Source organism: Trabulsiella odontotermitis (genome assembly GCF_001188485.1).
Lineage (GTDB): Bacteria > Pseudomonadota > Gammaproteobacteria > Enterobacterales > Enterobacteriaceae > Trabulsiella > Trabulsiella odontotermitis_A.
In genome coordinates, this window is record NZ_JNGH01000067.1 from 65,561 (window position 1) to 86,159 (window position 20,599).

The 20,599-nt window shown below is 57.3% G+C and carries 8 protein-coding genes and 10 pseudogenes; 8 read left to right on the forward strand and 10 right to left on the reverse strand.

Annotated features, from left to right (window positions below; genetic code table 11):
- Window positions 1-15 precede the first annotated feature (15 nt).
- The 4 genes and pseudogenes from ubiG to GM30_RS23905 form a co-directional block, all read left to right on the forward strand.
- Window positions 16-744 (forward strand): bifunctional 2-polyprenyl-6-hydroxyphenol methylase/3-demethylubiquinol 3-O-methyltransferase UbiG, encoded by a 729-nt coding sequence (ubiG, locus tag GM30_RS06255; RefSeq protein ID WP_049847920.1) that lies wholly within the window; start codon window positions 16-18, stop codon window positions 742-744.
- Window positions 745-1,090: 346 nt separating this feature from the next.
- Window positions 1,091-3,376: a class 1a ribonucleoside-diphosphate reductase subunit alpha gene (nrdA, locus tag GM30_RS06260; RefSeq protein WP_049847921.1), complete on the forward strand. Its 2,286-nt coding sequence runs from the start codon at window positions 1,091-1,093 to the stop codon at window positions 3,374-3,376.
- A 98-nt stretch (window positions 3,377-3,474) separates the two neighbouring features.
- Entirely contained in the window at window positions 3,475-4,605 is a 1,131-nt protein-coding gene (gene nrdB / locus GM30_RS06265) for a class Ia ribonucleoside-diphosphate reductase subunit beta (RefSeq protein ID WP_049847922.1), read from the forward strand.
- Window positions 4,605-4,763: pseudogene (locus tag GM30_RS23905) on the forward strand (2Fe-2S iron-sulfur cluster-binding protein); the annotation flags it as partial. The gene nrdB and the pseudogene GM30_RS23905, both read left to right, overlap by 1 nt.
- A gap of 97 nt (window positions 4,764-4,860) precedes the next feature.
- On the opposite strand, the gene glpQ reads toward GM30_RS23905, so the two are convergent.
- Both glpQ and glpT read right to left on the reverse strand, forming a co-directional pair.
- Window positions 4,861-5,931 carry a glycerophosphodiester phosphodiesterase gene (gene glpQ / locus GM30_RS06270; RefSeq protein WP_049847923.1) on the reverse strand — a complete coding sequence of 357 codons (1,071 nt, stop codon included), beginning with the start codon at window positions 5,929-5,931 and terminating at the stop codon, window positions 4,861-4,863.
- Between the two features lie 9 nt (window positions 5,932-5,940).
- A complete protein-coding gene (glpT, locus tag GM30_RS06275) occupies window positions 5,941-7,296 on the reverse strand; it encodes a glycerol-3-phosphate transporter (RefSeq protein ID WP_049847924.1) in 1,356 nt (451 codons plus the stop codon).
- A gap of 278 nt (window positions 7,297-7,574) precedes the next feature.
- Between glpT and glpA the strand changes: the two are divergent.
- The 3 genes and pseudogenes from glpA (at window position 7,575) to glpC (ending at window position 11,248) form a co-directional block, all read left to right on the forward strand.
- Window positions 7,575-8,916: pseudogene (gene glpA, locus GM30_RS06280) on the forward strand (anaerobic glycerol-3-phosphate dehydrogenase subunit A).
- On the forward strand, window positions 8,906-10,117 hold the full coding sequence (glpB, locus tag GM30_RS06285; protein ID WP_049847925.1) for a glycerol-3-phosphate dehydrogenase subunit GlpB: 1,212 nt from the start codon (window positions 8,906-8,908) through the stop codon (window positions 10,115-10,117). Before glpA ends, glpB begins: the two are co-directional and overlap by 11 nt.
- Window positions 10,114-11,248 (forward strand): annotated as a pseudogene (glpC, locus tag GM30_RS06290) (anaerobic glycerol-3-phosphate dehydrogenase subunit GlpC). The gene glpB and the pseudogene glpC overlap by 4 nt, the downstream one beginning before the upstream one ends.
- Before the next feature lie 40 nt (window positions 11,249-11,288).
- Here the strand turns inward: glpC and yfaU are convergent.
- The 6 genes and pseudogenes from yfaU to GM30_RS06320 form a co-directional block, all read right to left on the reverse strand.
- Window positions 11,289-11,987, reverse strand: a pseudogene (gene yfaU / locus GM30_RS06295) (2-keto-3-deoxy-L-rhamnonate aldolase); the annotation flags it as partial.
- Between the two features lie 29 nt (window positions 11,988-12,016).
- Window positions 12,017-13,203: pseudogene (locus GM30_RS06300) on the reverse strand (MFS transporter).
- 45 nt (window positions 13,204-13,248) lie between these two features.
- Window positions 13,249-14,446, reverse strand: a pseudogene (rhmD, locus tag GM30_RS06305) (L-rhamnonate dehydratase).
- 13 nt (window positions 14,447-14,459) lie between these two features.
- Window positions 14,460-15,242, reverse strand: coding sequence for an IclR family transcriptional regulator (locus GM30_RS06310; protein ID WP_049847927.1), 783 nt, complete (start codon window positions 15,240-15,242; stop codon window positions 14,460-14,462).
- 182 nt (window positions 15,243-15,424) lie between these two features.
- Window positions 15,425-16,483: pseudogene (locus GM30_RS06315) on the reverse strand (nicotinamide mononucleotide deamidase-related protein YfaY); the annotation flags it as partial.
- A gap of 93 nt (window positions 16,484-16,576) precedes the next feature.
- The gene (locus GM30_RS06320) at window positions 16,577-17,119 is read right to left on the reverse strand and encodes a YfaZ family outer membrane protein (RefSeq protein WP_049847928.1); all 543 of its coding nucleotides are present in this window, start codon (window positions 17,117-17,119) and stop codon (window positions 16,577-16,579) included.
- A gap of 284 nt (window positions 17,120-17,403) precedes the next feature.
- Here GM30_RS06320 and GM30_RS06325 point away from each other — a divergent pair.
- Window positions 17,404-18,811 (forward strand): annotated as a pseudogene (locus GM30_RS06325) (catalase).
- Between the two features lie 77 nt (window positions 18,812-18,888).
- On the opposite strand, the pseudogene menE reads toward GM30_RS06325, so the two are convergent.
- Both menE and menC read right to left on the reverse strand, forming a co-directional pair.
- Window positions 18,889-19,924 (reverse strand): annotated as a pseudogene (menE, locus tag GM30_RS23910) (o-succinylbenzoate--CoA ligase); the annotation flags it as partial.
- A gap of 30 nt (window positions 19,925-19,954) precedes the next feature.
- Window positions 19,955-20,599 (reverse strand): annotated as a pseudogene (gene menC / locus GM30_RS06340) (o-succinylbenzoate synthase); the annotation flags it as partial.

Here is a 20,599-nt window from a genome sequence, read left to right on the forward strand (position 1 = left end):
GGAGTAGAAGCGCCCATGAATGCCGAAAAATCGTCGGTCGCACACAACGTTGACCATCAGGAGATCGCCAAATTTGAAGCCGTTGCATCACGCTGGTGGGATCTCGATGGTGAATTTAAACCGCTGCACCGGATCAACCCGCTGCGTCTGGGATACATCGCCGAACGTTCCGGCGGCCTGTTCGGCAAAAAAGTGCTGGATGTGGGCTGCGGCGGCGGCATTCTGGCGGAGAGCATGGCGCGTGAAGGCGCCACGGTCACCGGGCTGGATATGGGCGCCGAGCCGCTGCAGGTCGCGCGCCTGCACGCGCTGGAAACCGGCATTGAGGTCGAATATGTCCAGGAAACCGTCGAAGAGCACGCCGCTACGCATGGGCAGCACTATGACGTCGTCACCTGCATGGAGATGCTGGAACACGTACCAGATCCGCAATCGGTAGTACGCGCCTGCGCACAACTGGTGAAACCGGGCGGCCATGTCTTTTTCTCGACCATCAACCGCAACGGCAAAGCGTGGCTGATGGCGGTCGTCGGCGCGGAATATGTGATGCGCATGGTGCCGAAAGGCACACATGATGCGAAGAAATTTATTAAGCCAGCGGAACTGTTAAGCTGGGTTGATGAAACGCCGCTGAAAGAACAGCACATCATCGGTCTGCATTACAACCCGCTCACTAATGCCTTTAAGTTAGCGCCGGGTGTGGATGTTAACTATATGTTGCATACAACGGCGAAATTCGACTAAGGGCATCAGTTTTTCTTATAGAAATTGCGCAGCGCCGGTTGCGCAATTTTGCCTTCTCGTTGAAGAAATCAGCACTCGATCAAATTTTCATTTTTTTTTGCAAAATATTGACATCACCGCCAGCCCTTATCTGGCGAGGACTTAGCGATTATTACCCTTTCGCAACCTCAATTTAACGTCAAAATCAACTCTTGTACTGAAAAGAATCCTTACTAGAATACTCACCATATAGCGTTTAATTATTCAAAGAACCCCTATATGTAGTATTTATCCACAGAGTTAGTCACAAAGGCTTTTTGTGGATAAACGGGGGATATTATTCATTTCACGGACAGGTAGAAACCACATGAATCAGAGTCTGCTGGTGACAAAGCGTGATGGCAGTACTGAACGCATCAATCTCGATAAAATCCATCGGGTACTGGATTGGGCGGCAGAAGGCCTAAATAACGTCTCGATTTCTCAGGTTGAACTGCGTTCACATATCCAGTTTTATGACGGCATTAAAACCGCCGACATTCATGAAACCATCATCAAAGCCGCTGCGGACCTGATTTCTCGCGAAGCGCCGGACTATCAATACCTTGCGGCGCGCCTGGCGATTTTCCACCTGCGCAAAAAAGCCTACGGTCAGTTTGAGCCGCCAGCGCTGTACGACCACATCGTGAAGATGGTTGAGCTTGGCAAATACGACCATCATCTGCTGGAAGACTACACCGTCGAAGAGTTCCAGCAGATGGACGGTTTTATCGATCACTGGCGCGACATGAACTTCTCTTACGCCGCAGTGAAACAGCTGGAAGGGAAATACCTGGTTCAGAACCGCGTTACCGGTGAAATCTACGAGAGCGCGCAGTTCCTGTACATTCTGGTGGCGGCCTGCCTGTTCTCTAACTATCCGCGCGAAACGCGTCTGGACTATGTGAAGCGTTTTTATGACGCGGTGTCCACCTTTAAAATTTCACTGCCGACGCCGATCATGTCCGGCGTGCGAACCCCGACCCGTCAGTTCAGCTCCTGCGTGCTGATCGAGTGCGGCGACAGTCTGGACTCCATCAACGCCACCTCCAGCGCCATCGTGAAATACGTATCCCAACGCGCCGGTATCGGCATCAACGCCGGTCGCATCCGTGCGCTGGGCAGCCCAATCCGCGGCGGTGAAGCGTTCCACACTGGCTGTATTCCGTTCTATAAGCACTTCCAGACCGCAGTGAAATCCTGCTCGCAGGGCGGCGTGCGTGGCGGTGCGGCCACCCTCTTCTACCCGATGTGGCATCTGGAAGTGGAAAGCCTGCTGGTGCTGAAAAACAACCGTGGCGTGGAAGGCAACCGCGTGCGTCACATGGACTACGGCGTGCAAATCAACAAGCTGATGTACACCCGTCTGCTGAAAGGGGAAGAGATCACCCTGTTCAGCCCGTCCGACGTCCCGGGCCTGTACGACGCGTTCTTCGCCGATCAGGACGAGTTCGAGCGTCTGTATACCCAATACGAGAAAGACGACAGCATCCGCAAACAACGCGTGAAAGCGGTCGATCTGTTCTCACTGATGATGCAGGAACGCGCCTCTACCGGCCGTATCTACATTCAGAACGTTGACCACTGCAACACCCACAGCCCGTTCGACCCGGTGGTCGCGCCGGTGCGCCAGTCCAACCTGTGTCTGGAAATCGCCCTGCCGACCAAACCGCTGGAAGATGTGAATGACGAAAGCGGCGAAATCGCACTCTGTACGCTGTCCGCGTTCAACCTTGGCGCGATTCATAATCTGGACGAGCTGGAAGAGCTGGCGATTCTGGCGGTACGTGCGCTGGATGCCCTGCTCGACTATCAGGATTACCCGATTCCTGCGGCAAAACGCGGCGCAATGGGTCGTCGTACGCTGGGCATTGGCGTGATCAACTTTGCTTACTGGCTGGCGAAAAACGGCAAACGTTATTCCGACGGCAGCGCCAACAACCTGACGCACAAAACGTTCGAAGCGATTCAGTACTATCTGCTGAAAGCCTCTAATGAACTGGCGATTGAGCAAGGCGCTTGCCCGTGGTTCAACGAAACCACGTATTCGCAGGGCATTCTGCCGATCGACACCTATAAGAAAGACCTGGACGCGATCGCTAACGAACCGCTGCATTACGACTGGGAAGCGCTGCGCGAGTCCATTAAGACGCACGGCCTGCGCAACTCCACGCTCTCTGCCCTGATGCCGTCTGAGACCTCATCGCAGATCTCGAACGCGACTAACGGCATCGAGCCGCCACGCGGCCACGTCAGCATCAAGGCGTCGAAAGACGGTATTCTGCGCCAGGTGGTGCCGGACTATGAGCATCTGAAAAATAACTACGAGCTGCTGTGGGAAATGCCGAACAACGACGGCTACCTGCAACTGGTAGGTATCATGCAGAAATTCATCGACCAGTCGATCTCTGCCAATACCAACTATGACCCGACGCGTTTCCCGTCAGGCAAAGTGCCGATGCAGCAGTTGCTGAAAGACCTGCTCACCGCCTATAAATTTGGCGTGAAAACGCTGTACTATCAGAACACCCGCGACGGTGCGGAAGATGCGCAGGACGATCTGGCACCCTCCATTCAGGACGATGGCTGCGAAAGCGGCGCGTGTAAGATTTAAGTCTTTTGCCGGGTGGCGCGATGCTTACCCGGCCTACGGTTTTGTAGGCCCGGCAAACGAAGCGCCGCCGGGCAATAAAATTCCAACAGGACACACCCATGGCATACACCACTTTTTCACAGACGAAAAATGACCAGCTTAAAGAGCCGATGTTCTTTGGTCAGCCGGTTAACGTGGCTCGCTACGATCAGCAAAAATATGACATTTTCGAAAAGCTGATTGAAAAGCAGCTCTCCTTCTTCTGGCGTCCGGAAGAGGTTGACGTGTCGCGCGACCGTATCGACTATCAGGCGCTGCCGGAACATGAAAAGCATATTTTTATCAGCAACCTGAAGTATCAGACCCTGCTCGATTCCATTCAGGGCCGCAGCCCGAACGTGGCGCTGCTGCCGCTGATCTCCATCCCGGAACTGGAAACCTGGGTAGAAACCTGGGCGTTTTCGGAAACCATCCACTCGCGCTCTTACACCCATATCATCCGCAACATCGTCAACGATCCGGCGATTGTGTTTGATGACATCGTCACCAACGAGCAGATCAAAAAGCGTGCCGAGGGCATCTCCTGCTACTACGACGACCTGATCGAAATGACCAGCTACTGGCATCTGCTGGGCGAAGGCACGCACACCGTGAACGGGAAAACCGTGACCGTGAATCTGCGCGAGCTGAAGAAAAAGCTGTACCTGTGCCTGATGAGCGTCAACGCGCTGGAAGCCATTCGCTTCTATGTCAGCTTCGCCTGTTCTTTCGCCTTTGCCGAGCGCGAGCTGATGGAAGGCAACGCCAAGATTATTCGCCTGATTGCCCGCGACGAAGCGCTGCACCTGACCGGCACGCAGCACATGCTGAACCTGCTGCGTTCCGGCACGGATGACCCGGAAATGGCGGATATCGCTGAAGAGTGTAAACAGGAGAGCTATAACCTGTTCGTGGAAGCGGCGCAGCAGGAAAAAGAGTGGGCAGACTACCTGTTCCGTGACGGCTCAATGATTGGCCTGAACAAAGACATTCTGTGTCAGTACGTTGAGTACATCACCAACATTCGTATGCAGGCGGTCGGGCTGGATCTGCCGTTCCAGACGCGTTCTAACCCGATTCCGTGGATCAACACCTGGCTGGTGTCTGATAACGTACAGGTGGCACCGCAGGAAGTGGAAGTCAGTTCATATCTGGTCGGTCAGATTGACTCTGAAGTTGATACTGACGATCTGAGCAGCTTCCAGCTCTGATGAGCCGCATTACCCTGAGCCGCTCCGGCACGCAACTGGTGTGTCAGGATGAGCATCCTTCGCTGCTGGCGACGCTGGAATCGCACCGGGTTGAGGTGGAATACCAGTGTCGTGAAGGCTACTGCGGCTCCTGCCGCTGCCGGTTGTTAGCCGGGCAANGATTGAGATGTGATTGTGTCGGGTGGCGCTTCGCTTACCCGACCTACAAAACCGCAGTTCGTAGGCCGGGTAAGGCGCAGCCGCCACCCGGCTTTTTTAGTGCTTATCTTTCAGAAACTGTACCGCTTTGTCCGGGAAGTCGGTGAACAGACCATCCACCTTCGCCTGGTTGTACAGCACGTCATACAACTGGTTCACGTTGGTGGCGTAATCCGGCAACTGGTCCGCCCGCACGGTGTACGGATGCACCTGCATCTTGCTGGCGTGCGCGTCTTTCGCCATCTCCGTCAGTTTCACATTCCCTGCCGTTGACCCTTCCGCCACCAGCATGTGGTAGTCCGGGCCAATGCCGTCCGCGTACGTTGCAATCTGCTGCATCGCACCTGGCTTGAACATCCAGTCGTAGCTGTAGTTAATCCATTTGCCGTCCGGCTGTTTTTGCTGCGTTTCGTTCCAGTCGGTATAGGCGATGAGCTGCACCAGTTTCAGGTTCATGCCCATTTTCGGCTCAAGCTCGTTTTTGATGCGTTTCAGTTCGTCGGCGTCAAAAGACTGCAGATAAACGTTGTCGTTCTTGCTGGTGTAGCCGTACTTTTTCAGCACCTCCAGCGTGGTCGCCGCAATATCTTTGCCTTCCTGATGGTGGAACCACGGTGCTTTGATTTCCGGATAGATACCGATGTTTTTGCCAGTGGAATGGTTCAGCCCCTGAACAAACTCAATCTCTTCTTCAAAGGTATGCACACGGAAATCCGATTTTCCCATCGGGAAACGGCCCGGGAAAGTCTGCACTTTCTTACCGTTTTCAAAATCAAACCCTTCGGTAAACTTCAGGGATTTGATTTCATCGAGCGTAAAGTCGATGGCGTAATAACGCCCGTCCTTACGGGCGCAATTCGGAAAACGTTCGGCAACATCGGTGACACGATCCAGATAGTGGTCATGCAGCACCACCAGACGGTCATCTTTCGTCATGACCAGATCCTGCTCGAGATAATCCGCACCCTGCGCGTAGGCCATCGCCTTCGCCGGCAGTGTATGTTCGGGCAGATAGCCGCTGGCACCGCGGTGCGCGATAACAATCGCATCCGCCGCCATTGCCGTGAAGCTGCTTACCGCACCCGCTAACAGCAGACCGACATTTAATAAACGTAGAGAGGTTTTCATGGAATCTCCTTATTCGCCGCGTTTCGCCAGCAGTTCCTGATGGTGACGTTTTTCGCCAAACATCACGACGATTAACAGCAGAACTGCCAGAACGCTGCCGCCGATCATCACATAGAAGCCCGCATCCCAGCCGAAGAAGTCAACGGTGTAACCGACGATGGCGCTGGCCGCAACCGAGCCCCCCAGGTAGCCAAACAGCCCGGTAAACCCGGCTGCCGTCCCGGCGGCTTTTTTCGGTGCCAGTTCAAGCGCATGCAGACCAATCAGCATGACCGGACCGTAAATCAGGAAACCGATGACAATCATACAAATCATATCGACGGTCGGGTTGCCCGCCGGGTTCATCCAGTAAACGATAGTCGCAATGGTCACCAGCGTCATGAAGAACACGCCTGTTGCACCACGGTTGCCTTTAAACACTTTGTCCGACATCCAACCGCAGATCAGCGTCCCCGGGATCCCTGCATATTCATAGAGGAAATAAGCCCATGACGATTTATCCAGCGCAAAGTGTTTCACTTCTTTCAGATAGGTCGGCGACCAGTCGAGAATGCCGTAACGCAGCAGATAAACGAACACGTTAGCGACTGCGATGTACCACAGCAGTTTGTTCGGCAGCACATACTGCATGAAGATTTGCTTCGCGGTCAGCTCTTCTTCGTGCTTCTCGCTATAGTCATCCGGGTAGTCGTTTTTATACTCTTCAATCGGCGGCAGGCCGCAGGATTGCGGCGTATCACGCATCATCGCAAAGGCGAACAACGCCACGATGATGGCGCCAAAAGCAGGCATATACAGCGCCGCACGCCAGTCGTTAAACCACGCCATCCCAAGCAGGAACAGCAGCGGTGGGATCCCGCCCCCGACGTTATGCGCGCAGTTCCACACCGACACGATACCGCCACGCTCCTTCTGCGACCACCAGTGCACCATGGTACGACCACACGGCGGCCACCCCATGCCCTGGAACCAGCCGCACAGGAACAGCAAAACGAACATGATCATAATGCTGGAGGTTGCCCAGGGCACAAAGCCCATCACCAGCATCACCGCAGCGGCAAGAATCAGCCCTGCCGGTAAGAAAATGCGCGGATTCGAACGGTCCGACACTGACCCCATGATGAATTTCGAAAATCCATAAGCGATTGAGATCCCTGACAGCGCAAAGCCGAGATCGCCGCGGGAAAACCCTTGTTCGACGAGGTAAGGCATTGCCAGGGCAAAGTTCTTACGAACCAGATAGTACGCGGCATAGCCGAAGAAAATTCCCAGGAAAATTTGCCAACGCAAGCGACGATAAAGCGGATCTACCTGCGCTTCCGGCACTCGCGCTTTGTGCGCGGCGGGTTTAAAAATGCTCAACATGATAGCCTCCGTGGCCCTTTTTGTTTGTGGTAATAACCTTCTAAAAACTAAGTAAATTCAGACGGTTAATTTTATAAGCGCGATAGTATGAGATTTGACTTAACGATACTGTGAAACATAGCACATATTGTTACAGATTTATGACGGCAAGTTCCATTATGCGCACGGAATCACGTTTCATTTTCGTTTATTGCTCGAATGTGCTCGAAATCAAACAATACGCACTTTTTTTGTGGCTAAATGAAACTCAGGAAAATCATGAGGGATGAAGAACAATGATGCCCGATACCCGTGAAAGCGATGTCATCATCATCGGCGGTGGCGCCACTGGCGCGGGCATTGCCCGCGATTGCGCTCTGCGCGGCCTGCGGGCGGTGCTGGTCGAACGATTTGATATCGCCACTGGCGCCACCGGACGCAACCATGGACTGCTGCACAGCGGTGCGCGATATGCCGTCACAGACAGCGAATCAGCGCGCGAATGTATTGCCGAAAACCAGATCCTGAAGCGCATCGCGCGCCACTGCATTGAACCCACCAACGGTCTGTTTATCACCCTGCCGGAAGACGATCTCGGCTTTCAGAGCACGTTTATTGCCGCCTGTCAGCGAGCTGGCATTGAGGCGGAAGCGTTGACTCCGGCACAAGCGCGGCGCGTGGAACCGTCGGTAAACCCGACGTTAACCGGCGCGGTCAGAGTGCCGGACGGCACCGTCGACCCGTTCCGTCTGACCGCCGCGAACATGCTTGATGCCCGCGAACATGGCGCTACGATCCTCACCGGGTGCGAAGTCACCGGTCTGGTGCGCGAAAACGACCGCGTGCGCGGCGTGACAGTGTGGAATCATAACAGTCGTGAATCTCTGACCCTGTACGCCGCCGTGGTGATCAACGCCGCGGGGATCTGGGGGCAGCGCATTGCCGAATATGCCGATCTCAAAATCCGCATGTTCCCGGCGAAAGGCTCGCTGCTGATCCTTGACCACCGTATTAACCAGCACGTTATCAACCGCTGCCGTAAACCGGCCGATGCCGACATTCTGGTGCCTGGCGATACCATTTCGCTGATCGGCACCACCTCGGTACATATTGATTATAAAGACATTGACGACAACCGTGTCACCCCTGCGGAAGTGGACATTCTGCTGCGCGAAGGCGAAAAACTGGCGCCGGTCATGGCGCAAACGCGCGTGCTGCGCGCCTATTCAGGCGTGCGTCCGCTGGTGGCCAGCGATGACGATCCGTCGGGGCGCAACGTCAGTCGCGGCATCGTGCTGCTCGATCACGCAAAACGCGACGGTCTGGAAGGCTTTATTACTATCACCGGCGGCAAGCTGATGACCTACCGTCTGATGGCGGAATGGGCCACCGATGCCATTTGCCGCAAGCTCGGCAATACCGCGACCTGTACCACCGCCGAACATCCGCTGCCCGGCTCGCAGGAGCCTGCAGAAACCACGCTGCGCAAAATTGTTTCCCTGNCTTTCGCAGTTCCTCAACGAGCGCTGGAAAGGCGTGCAGCCTGTAGCCTGGGGCGATGCGTTGCGTGAAAGTGAATTCACCCGCTGGGTTTACCTCGGTTTGTGCGGCCTGCAGAAGGAGCATCAGGATGAAATTTGATACGGTGATTATTGGCGGCGGCCTCGCCGGTTTGCTCTGCGGGCTGACGCTCAACCAGCACGGATTGCGCTGCGCCATCGTCAGCCGCGGGCAAAGCGCACTGCACTTTTCGTCCGGCTCGCTGGATCTGCTCTCGGCCCTGCCGGATGGCGAAGCCGTCACCGACACCCGCGTCGGGCTGGAAAAACTGGCGCTGATGATGCCGGAACACCCTTACGCCCGCATCGGCATTGATAACGTCATGGCCTACGCGCGGGAAACCGAGCAGCTATTGCGCCAGTGTGGTGTGACGATGCAGGGCGACGCAGCGCAACATCATCAGCGCATCACGCCGCTCGGTACACAACGCAGCGCCTGGCTCAGCCCTGCCGAAGTGCCGGTGATGCCGCTGCCGGGCAAACGTATCGGCGTTATTGGTATCAGCGGTTTTCTNGATTTTCAGCCGCATATTGCCGCTGCTTCGCTGAACCAGCGCGGTATGCAGACAGAAACATTAGAGATCGACCTGCCGGAACTGGACGTGCTGCGCGACAGTCCCACCGAATTCCGCGCCGCCAACATCGCCCGCGTGCTGGATGTCGAGTCCGCCTGGCCGGGGCTGCTGACCGCGCTCGAGCCGNAGAATTCACGCTTGTGGCAGTGGCTCAACGAACGGCTCCCCTGCCCGCTTCGCCTGCTGCCGACGCTTCCTCCGTCGGTGCCGGGCATGCGTCTGCACGGCGCGTTACAGCATCAGTTCATCCAGACCGGTGGCACCTGGCTTGCAGGCGATGAAGTGGTGAAAGTCAGTCATCAGGACGGCGTCGTGAGCGCCGTCTGGACACGCAATCACGACGATATTCCGCTGCGCGCGCGGTTTACCGTGCTGGCCAGCGGCAGCTTTTTCAGCAACGGTCTGGTCGCCACACGCACCGGCGTTCGCGAACCGATCCTCGGGCTGGACGTAAAACAGGCCGCGTCCCGCAGCGACTGGTATCAGCAGGATTTCTTTGCCTCTCAGCCCTGGCAACGTTTTGGCCTCGCAACGGACGATAACCTGCACCCGACGCAGAACGGTGCTGCCTTCAGCAACCTGTTCGCGGTAGGGTCGTTGATTGGCGGTTTCGACGCCATTCAGCTTGGCTGCGGCGGTGGCGTCTGCGCCATTACGGCTCAGCATGTTGCCCGGCAAATTCTTTCTCTGGCAGGAGACCCGTCATGAACGATACCCGCTTCGAAAGCTGCATTAAGTGTACCGTCTGCACCACAGCCTGCCCGGTAAGCCGGGTTAAACCGAGCTACCCGGGGCCTAAACAGGCGGGCCCGGACGGTGAACGCCTGCGCATTAAAGACGGCGCACTGTATGACGACGCGCTGAAATATTGCATCAACTGTAAGCGCTGCGAAGTCGCCTGCCCGTCTGACGTGAAAATCGGCGACATCATTCAGCGTGCGCGGGCGCAGTACAGCAAACAGAAACCCTCGCTGCGCGATACCATTCTCAGTCATACCGATTTGATGGGTACGCTTTCCACACCTTTTGCGCCCATCATCAACGCCACCACCGGCCTCAAACCGGTGCGTCAGCTGCTGGATATGGCGCTGAAAATCGATCACCGCCGCACATTGCCGAAATACGGCTTTNCAGGTGGCATTTTTCCACGGCTGCTACGTCAACTACAACCATCCACAGCTCGGCAAAGACATGATCCGCGTGTTAAACGCAATGGGTACTGGCGTGCAGTTGCTGAGTAAAGAGAAGTGCTGCGGCGTGCCGCTGATTGCCAACGGGTTTACCGATAAAGCCCGTAAGCAGGCGCTTACCAACGTGGCATCAATGCGGGAAGCGATTATCGACAAGCAGATCCCGGTGATTGCCACCTCCTCCACCTGTACCTTCACGCTGCGCGACGAATACCCGCATCTGCTGGACGTCGACAACAGCGGGCTGCGTCAGCACATTGAGCTGGCGACGCGCTGGATCTGGCGCAAGCTGGACGCCGGACAAACGCTGCCGTTGAAGCCGTTACCGCTGAAAGTGGTCTACCACACGCCGTGTCATATGGAGAAAATGGGCTGGTCGCTGTATACCCTGGAACTGCTGCGCCAGATCCCCGGTCTGGAACTGACGGTGCTGGATTCGCAGTGCTGCGGAATTGCCGGCACCTACGGCTTTAAATCGGAGAACTACCCCACGTCGCAGGCCATCGGCGCACCGCTGTTTCAGCAGATTGAAGAGAGCGATGCGGATCTGGTGATCACTGATTGTGAAACCTGTAAGTGGCAGATTGAGATGTCCACCAGCAAACGTTGCGAACATCCAATTACGTTGCTGGCGCAGGCGCTGGTCTGAACATCAACGTCCGCCAGCGCGAGGCTGGCGGACGGTCTCGTTAATAACTCTCCTTTTCCGTCACGTTCTGCATGCCGGGTCTGAACATCGCCAGACGGCTATCCAGCGCCTGGGTGTAGAGCAGTGTATCCACCCCCACGGCGACGAAATTCGCGCCCCATGCCAGGCATTTATGCGCCATTGCAGGCTCTACCGCCAGAAACCCGGCAGCCTTACCGGCAGCGCGGATCCGGCGAATCGACTGCTCAATGATCCGCTGCACCTCAGGGTGGCCGGGGTTATCCGGGTAGCCGAGCGAGGCCGAGAGATCTGCCGGGCCAATGAAAACGCCATCAATGCCGTCCACCGTCAGGATCTCGTCCAGGTTATCCAGCGCGGTTTTGCTTTCCACCTGAATCAGTAAACAGAGCTCGTCGTTGGCCTGCGCCATATAGTTTTCCACTCGTCCCCAGCGCGCTGCCCGGGCAACACCTGCGCCGACGCCGCGCACGCCAACGGGCGGATAACGGGTGGCCGAGACGATCTCCCGTGCCTGTTCGGCGCTGTCCACCATCGGGATCAGCAGCGTACGGGCGCCGATATCCAGCACCTGTTTGATCAGGCTGCGGTTGCCGTCCACCGGGCGGATCACTGCCTGACTGGCGTACGGCGCGATGGCCTGCAGCTGATGATAAAGATCCTGAATGGTGTTCGGCGCGTGTTCACCGTCAATCAACAGCCAGTCGTAACCCGACGTGGCGGGCATCTNNTCATAGTCATCCTTTTCCGTTAATGTTGTGCGCCGTTGGGCTGCGGCATGGCGCGGGTCACGCTCAGCGAGAAGATAATCGCCGTCCCGATAATGGCCACGCAGGCCAGCGTCAACAGCCCGGCGGCGCTGCAGGCAAAAAACGTCTCTGCCTGCACGCGCATAATCGGCGCCAGAAAACCGCCAAACGCGCCGAACAGGTTGATAAAGCCAATCCCACCCGCCAGCGCGGTGCCGGACAGCATTTGCGTGGGGATGGTCCAGAACACCGGCTGTACCGCAATCACNNGCGGCGTTCACCGGTACGGTCTGAGTAACGCGGGATAAACCAGGTGCCGAACAGCGCCGCCACCCACGGGATCGCCGTCACCACAGACGCCACAAACCCGACTTTGGTGCCCAGCAGCGCCGCGACCTGGGTTGGCAGGAAGAAGATCAGGCCGTACACCGCGACCTGAATCGTCAGGTAGATGATCGCCAGTTGCCAGACGCGTCCGTGGCGCACCGCGTCAGACAGCCGCGAGGTGACTTTTTTCTCCTCTTCGCTGGCGAGCTGCGTCATCAGCGCCTGCTTTTCTGCGGCGGTCAGGAAGCGCGCTTGCTGTGGCGTGTCGTCCAGCCAGAAAAACGTGAAGACGCCGGCACCCACCGCCAGCAGCCCTTCAATCACAAACATCCAGAACCAGCCGGGATTGCCCATAAAACCGTGCATCTCCAGCAGCGCGCCGGATAACGGCGACCCCAGCGTCAACGCCAGCGGCGCGCCCATGTAAAACAGCCCCATGATGCTGGCGCGGTTTTGCTGCGGGAACCACTGCGAGGTCAGGTAAATCATGCCCGGGAAAAAGCCTGCTTCGGCAGCACCGAGCAGAGTACGAACCAGCAAAAACTTGCTTTCCGTGTCGGCCCATGCCATGGCGGCGGATAAAAATCCCCACACCAGCGTCGTGCCGCCAATCCAGTATCGGGCGCCAAACTTGCGCATCAACAGGTTAGCGGGCACGCCGAGAAAGGCGTATACCACAAAGAAGATCCCGGCACCCAGCGCGTAGGCTTCGTTGCTTAGCCCGGTATCCAGCTGATAAGTTTCTTTAGCAAAACCAATGTTCGAGCGGTCAAGAAACGCCAGCACGTAAAGCGCCAGCATGAACGGGATCAACCGCGCACGGTTTTTCTTCACAACGCTGTCCAGTAAAGTGCTCATCACAATATCCTCAGAGGATGGCCGCGCGTGTTGCGCGGCATGACAGTATTAGTGGCTGTAAGGGCGCTTGAGATTGCAGTCGCGGTTCAGTTCAACGCCAAAACCGGGTTTATCCAGCACGCTTTTGTGAATGCGACCGTTGACCGGCACCGGCTCATCCACCAGCACCGGGTCAAACTGCGGACGCAGCGTTGAGCAGTCCGGGCTGGTCATCAGGAACTCACTGAACGGCGTATTGGTGAAGGTGATCACAGCATGGTGCGAATAGACCGACGAACCGTGCGGCACCACCAGCTGTCCGCGGGCTTTGGCGATGGCGGCAATTTCCACCAGCGTGGTCAGGCCGCNNGACATCCGGCTGCATAATATCGATGCCGGTTTCCGACAGCGTGCGGAAGGACTGCAGCGTGCCGTGGTGTTCGCCGCTGGTGACCATCATTCCGGCAGGCGCGTTGCGCTTGAGCTCGCGGTAGCCTTCAAACTGCTGCGGCGGCAGGCACTCTTCAATCCATTTTAGATTTGACGGCGCGCAGGCGTGGGCCAGTTTCGTGGCGTAATTGACGTCCTGGCTCATCCAGCAATCGAGCATCAGCCAGAAATCCGGGCCGCATTTTTCGCGGTATTCCGCCACCATCGCCGCATCTTTACGAATGCCTTCGTCACCGTCGTGTGGGCCCCAGTGTGTCGGCATTTTGCCGCCAATAAAGCCCATCGCTTTCGCCAGATCCGGGCGTGCGCCAGTGGCGTAGAACTGGATCTCATCGCGTACCGCGCCGCCGAGCAGTTTGTACACCGGCAGCCCGACCACTTTGCCGAACAGATCCCACAGCGCCAGATCGACGCAGGAGATGGTGTTCATCACCAGACCGCCGGAACCGGCGTAGTACATGGTTGCGCCGAGCATCTGATCGTGGATGAGCTTGATGTCGCTGACGCATTTGCCTTCGATAAAACGGTTGAGGTGTTTTTCGACGATAAAGCAGCCCATCTCCCCGGCGGTCGAGATAGCAAAACCCGTCTGTCCGTTGTCGGCTTCCACTTCCACGATCAGCGTCCCGAGCACGTTAATGCCGAACGACTGGCGCGACTGCTCATACTGTTTGTATTTGCTCATCGGCGTGGCGATGTGGTCGTCAATCCAGTGGTTGGCGCCCTGGTCGTGATAATCGCCGCCACCGGCCCCTTTCTCTGCGGTGGCACCGCCGAGAACCCAGGCACGAACATGTTTAATTTTGGGTAAGGTCATGATGTTTTCCTTCTTATGAGGCTTGTTGTTCAAAAGGGCTTTTCCATCCCAGCAGTCGGGAAATGTCTTTCGCGCAGGCAATCGCCTTACCGGCGAGGTAATCGCGATTGTCTTCGTTGATTTGTAATCGGGTACCAACGACGGAGATCGCCGCCGTGAGATCGTTGCTGGCGTTAAACACCGGGGCCGCCACGCAGCGCACGTCGGAGTAGTCTTCGCCGTTGTCATAGCTCCAGCCACGGGCGCGGATCCGCGCCAGTTCTTCTTTGAACTGATGCGCATCGGTGATGGTGGTCGGGGTGGTTTTTTCCCAGTCCAGTCCGGCGACGATCGCTTCCTGCACCGGAGCCGGTTGCCAGGCCAACAGGCATTTGCCGATCCCGGAGCGGTTGAGCGACAGGCTCTTGCCTTCGTGCGAGCGCACGCTGATGGTCGCCGGGGATTCGATTTTGAGGATGTAGTAGGCGTTATCGCGGTCGATAATGCCCAGATGGCAAAGCAGGCCACACTCGTCCATCAGCCGCGTCAGGCGCGGGCGCGCCAGCTCGCGGAGATCCATCCGGCTGACCGCGTGCCCTGCCAGCTCCACCAGTTTGGTCCACAGACAGTAGTTGTCCTGGATATCCAGGCTGAGGAAGCGCTGTTTTTTCAGTTCGCCCAGCAACAGATAGGCGGTACTTTTAGGAATCCCCAGCTCGTCAATGATGATTGCCGCACTGCACGGACCACGACGGGCAATGAGATCGAGAATTTCAATGGCGCGGGTGAGCGCCGGAACTTTGCTTGATTCCAACATACTGGACTCCAATCCCGAATACTGGAATCAGTGTTGCGATTGTCAGGCGAGTAATTTGTGAGCGATGTCAAACTGCTGGTCGGTTCCAGCAGGCCAGACGGTTCGCAGCGCTAAAGTGCGATCGTCAGCACAGAATTCTTTGTGGGAAGTACAAGGGGCTGGACTGAATGGGGCCNNTTGGTGTTGAACTTCACGCGCAACGCCCAGGTGCCCTCTGCCGTCGACAGCGCAAAATTGAGATGGTCGGTTTCCAGACCACTCACCGCCAGCGCAATCCCGGCAAAATGGTTCACGCGGCGCTCTGCCGTCCAGTGCGCCGTCTGCGCCAGGGTTTCTGGCTGCGGCGGCACCACTTCGCTCGCCAGCAGCGGCGCGCCTTCCCGGTTCAACTGAAGCGCGATTAGCCCGCCGGTAAACTGTTCGCTGAGCGTCAGGCTGAGCTGTTTTTCCTGCAGGCGGCGGGAAATCTGCGCCGCCAGCCCTTCCGTGCCTTCAAAAATCAGGCTCTCACCGGCAACTTTTTTGACTTCAGGCCACAGCGCCAGCATCGCTTCGCGCTCGCTCGCCGGGCCGGTCAGTTTCAGTTCGATGATCGGCATCGACGAACGGTAGCCCATCGTCACGCCAGCGGGCAGCACAAGCGGATCAAGCGCCTGGGCAAGGTCGCTCTCGGAGCGGCCAAAGGTGGTCAGGCGCAGGCAGAGCGGCGGTTCCGGCAGCGTAAAGCGCGCGCGCAGGCGCGGCAGAATTTCCTGCTCAACCATGACTTTGAATTCAGACGGCACGCCAGGGGTGAAGAACATCAGGCAGCGGTTCAGTTGCACCGCAAAACCACAGGCGGTACCGACAGGGTTATCGACCAGCTCCGCGCTGGCGGGAATTTCCGCCTGCTTGCGGTTGCTCGGCGCCATCACCCGCCCGCGCTCGGAAAAGAATTTTTCCATGTGCGTCAGCCACGCGTCATGCAGCACCAGCGATTCACCTTTTGCCTTTGCGGCGGCCAGTGCGCTTAAATCATCGCTGGTCGGCCCGAGGCCGCCGTTGACGATCAACACATCGGCGTGTTCGCTGCGCTCGCGCAGAATCGCTATCAGATCATCGAGGTTATCGCCCACCGTGTTGCGGCGCGTTAACGGTAATCCCTGATTAAAAAAGACATCAGCAAGCCAGGCGGCATTAGTATCAATAATTTGCCCGTGCAGCACTTCGTCGCCAGTGGACAGCATCTCCACGTTGATCATCGTTTTCTCCAGCAAAAGAGGACGATTAACTATAGCGCAATCAGCGGCTTGAAAAAAAAGAAAACTGGCGCGACAGAACGCCGCGCCGGAGGATCAGAACCCTGCGCTGACGCCCACGTACGGACCGTCGGCAACCGCGTTGTCCCGGTGACCGTCTTTACCGGCCAGATTCAGGTAGCGATAGCCTGCTTCAACGGTAATCGGACGCATGATAGTCCAGCGCGCACCGGCGTTGGCTTCCTGATAGCTGTCGATGCCGCTGGAGAGCGAATCCGGTGAATAGTAGTACTCACCAAACAGGCCAAAGCTGCTGCCGATTTTCCACTGCAGACCGCCACCGACCGCTGCCGCATAGCCTTCGTCACCCGCGTTCGGATTGGTGTAGATCCCTTTACCGCCGACGGTCGCCAGGAACGGACCGACCGGCACGTTCAGGCCAAGCCCCAGACCGGCGACATCACCGTCATCATCGTTATGCGTCCAGTTGCCGCTTAACGCCAGCCCGGACGTGTCGGTGCCAAACCCGACGCCGATGTTGGTGTAGTCTTTACCAGCCTGCCCGCTGATGCTGACCGCGTTAGCGGCGGCTGAAACACTCATCAGTGCAGCTAATCCAAGTAATGCTTTTTTATTCATTTTTTGTATTCCGGATGAGAAAGAAAGTTAACGTCCCAAAACGGCTGGATTGTACAACTGAAATGCGAAGAATCAATGAACTAATAAAGCGAAAAAACACCGCTATTGTAATTAGTTACTCACTTTTTTCGTTTTGTTTACCGTTTCGAAAGGAAACGGGAATGAATTTGATAGAGACAGACAGGTTGCCCGCGATCAATACCCTGCATAAGAATATTCCGTAGATTAATGACCGCGACTAAACGGAAATTAACATTTTTACTAACGTATGCCGGGAGATAAAGATGAGCAAGAAAGGACTAACCACAGCAGCTGGCGCGCCGGTCGCGCACAATAATAATGTCGCGACAGCCGGCCCGCGCGGGCCAATGTTATTGCAGGACGTCTGGTTCCTGGAAAAACTGGCCCATTTCGACCGTGAAGTGATCCCTGAACGTCGTATGCACGCCAAAGGTTCAGGCGCTTATGGCAAATTCACCGTCACCCATGACATCACACAGTACACCCGCGCAAAACTGTTCTCTGAGATTGGCAAAACCACCGACCTGTTTATCCGCTTCTCCACCGTGGCCGGTGAACGCGGTGCTGCCGACGCCGAGCGCGATATTCGCGGTTTCTCGATCAAGTTTTATACCGAAGAGGGCAACTGGGATCTGGTCGGTAACAACACGCCTGTGTTTTACCTCCGCGATCCGCTGAAATTCCCCGATCTGAACCACGTTGTGAAACGTGACCCGCGCACCAACCTGCGCAACCCAACCTATAAATGGGACTTCTTCTCCCATCTGCCGGAATCTCTGCACCAGCTCACTATTGACTTCAGCGACCGTGGTCTGCCGCGCTCTTATCGCAACATGCACGGTTTCGGTAGCCATACCTTCAGCTTTATCAATAGCAATAACGAACGGTTCTGGGTGAAATTCCACCTGAAATCGGTGGAAGGCATTGCCAACCTGATGGATGATGAAGCGAAGCGTCTGGTGGCGGAAGACCGCGAAAGCTCCCAGCGCGACCTGTTTGAGTCCATCGAAAAAGGTCAGTTCCCGCGCTGGAAATTCTACGTGCAGATCATGCCGGAAGCCGAAGCCTCTACGGTGCCGTACAACCCGTTCGATCTGACCAAAGTGTGGCCGCACGGCGATTATCCGCTGATTGAAGTGGGTGAGCTGGAGCTGAACCGCAATCCGGACAACTATTTTGCCGAAGTTGAGCAGGTAGCGATGTCACCGGCTAACGTGGTGCCGGGTATTGGTTTCTCCCCGGATCGCATGCTGCAGGGTCGCCTCTTCTCCTACGGCGACGCGCACCGCTACCGTCTGGGCGTGAACCATCATCAGATCCCGGTGAACGCGCCGCGCTGCCCGTTCCACAACTACCATCGTGACGGTGCGATGCGCATTGATGGCAACAGTGGCAACGGCCCGACTTATGAGCCGAACAGCTTTAACGTTTTCCAGGAACAACCCGATTTCAGCGAACCGCCGTTAAGCCTCGAAGGCGCCGCCGATCACTGGANTGTATGAACTGCTGAGCGAGGAAGAACATCAGCGCATGTTCGCGCGTATTGCGGGCGATATGAAAGACGTACCGGAATTCATTCAGCAGCGCCAGATTGGCCTGTTCAGTGAAGTGCATCCGGAATACGGTGCGGGTGTTGCTGCCGCACTGGCCGCCCTGAAAGCTGGTCAGTAAACCTCACGGGAGCCGTCGCTACGCGTTATGCTGCGACGCCACCCAGTGCTGTAACGCACGGCGGGGGATTTTAATNCGCCGCTGAAAAAAAGGTTATCCAGCCGCCCGGCAATCACCAGCCGCCCGTCGCGCCATTCGCCACGATCGCGGGTCGCGAACCAGCCCTGCTCATTCACCAGCGGTGTCAGTTGTCCGTCGCGCCAGTAGCCCGACGCCATGCTCTCTGCCCGTAACCAGACTTCGCCGTCAACAAGGCGCACTTCACGACCGGGCAACGGTACGCCGACATCATCCGCCCCGTCTGCCGCTTTGGCGCAGACCGTCGAGGCAAATTCCGTCAAACCGTAGCCGCAGAAGGTCGCAATGCCCTGACGGCTGGCCTGTTCAGTGAGATCGACCGGAATCGCTGCACCGCCCAACAGCACGGCGCGCAGCGACAACGTGGCATTCTCGTTGAGCAGTCGCCACAGCTGCGTCGGTACCAGCGACGCATGGCTGCAGCCGTCCAGCGCCTGCGCAAGCGGACGTTCGCTGACAGCAAGCTGTGCGCCAGACAGCAGCCAGCGCCAGACAATCCCCTGCCCGGAGACATGAAACAGCGGTAGCGACAGCAGCCAGCAATCCGCCTGACGGAACGGGATCAGCGACAATACGCCCTGCGCGCTCGCCAGATGCGCGGCGCAGGTATGCACCGTCGCTTTAGGCAGACCGGTCGATCCTGACGTTAACGTCATGGAAGCAAGACGCTGTGGCTGGCCGCAGCGGCGTGAGTGAGAAAGACGGCGCGCCGTTTTCCAGATCCAGCAAGAACGTCAGCGTCAGTCCGGGCGTCAGCGATGCCAGTAATTCCGCAGGCAATTTGGGATTGACCGGCAGGATGCGTGCGCCGCACTGCAACAGTGCCAGCCAGGCCAGCAGCGCCCGCTCGCTGTTGCGGGCGCGGAGCATAACGCCATCGCCCTCCACTACGCCCTGCTGCTGAAAACCGCTCGCCAGGCTGTCCACCCGCTGGCAGAGCTCCGCCCAGTTCAGCGTGGTGTCATCCAGGCGCAGCGCCGGACGGTTGCCCTGCGTTTCGCGCCAGTGTCGCCACGGCCAGTCGGAAAACGTCACAGCAGCGGCTCCAGCATGGTGCTGTCGAGGCACGGCAGGTCGCTGCCNGCCTGGCCAGCGGCGCAGCAGTTGCGCCTGCATCAGGTTGAGCGTATCCAGCCCCGGCAGGGTGTCAGGCGTCAGCCAGGCGGCAATGCGCGCCAGCTGCGTCAGCCCCAGGCTGGATTCGATAGACGAGCTGATCACCGCCGTCAGCCCACGCTGATGGGCGGCAGCAACCTGCGCGTTGACTTTCTCCAGACTGCCAGTGAGCATTGGTTTGATCACCACCGCTTTCACGCCGGGCTCGGCGGCGAATTCAAAATCCGCCTCCCGCAGGCTCTCATCCCAGGCAATGGCGATGCCGGTTTCACGGGCAAAGGCGCGGGAATCGTCGCGGGTTTTGCAGGGTTCTTCGAGGAAGGCGATGCGCGCGCGATGGTCCGGGTTGACGTATTTCGCAAACTGCTGCGCTTTCAGTGGCGTCCAGGCGCGGTTGGCATCCAGGCGCAACTGCAAATCCGGAATTGCTTCCAGCAGAAGATTCACCACCATGCCGTCGCGCACGGCTTCATACAGCCCCACTTTCACTTTGGCAATCTTCTCGCCCGGCATGTCAGCAAGCTGAATGACCAGGTCGTCAGGATCGCCGGTGCACAGCGGTGCGGCGCGGTAATCCGCCGCCTGCGGCAGTTC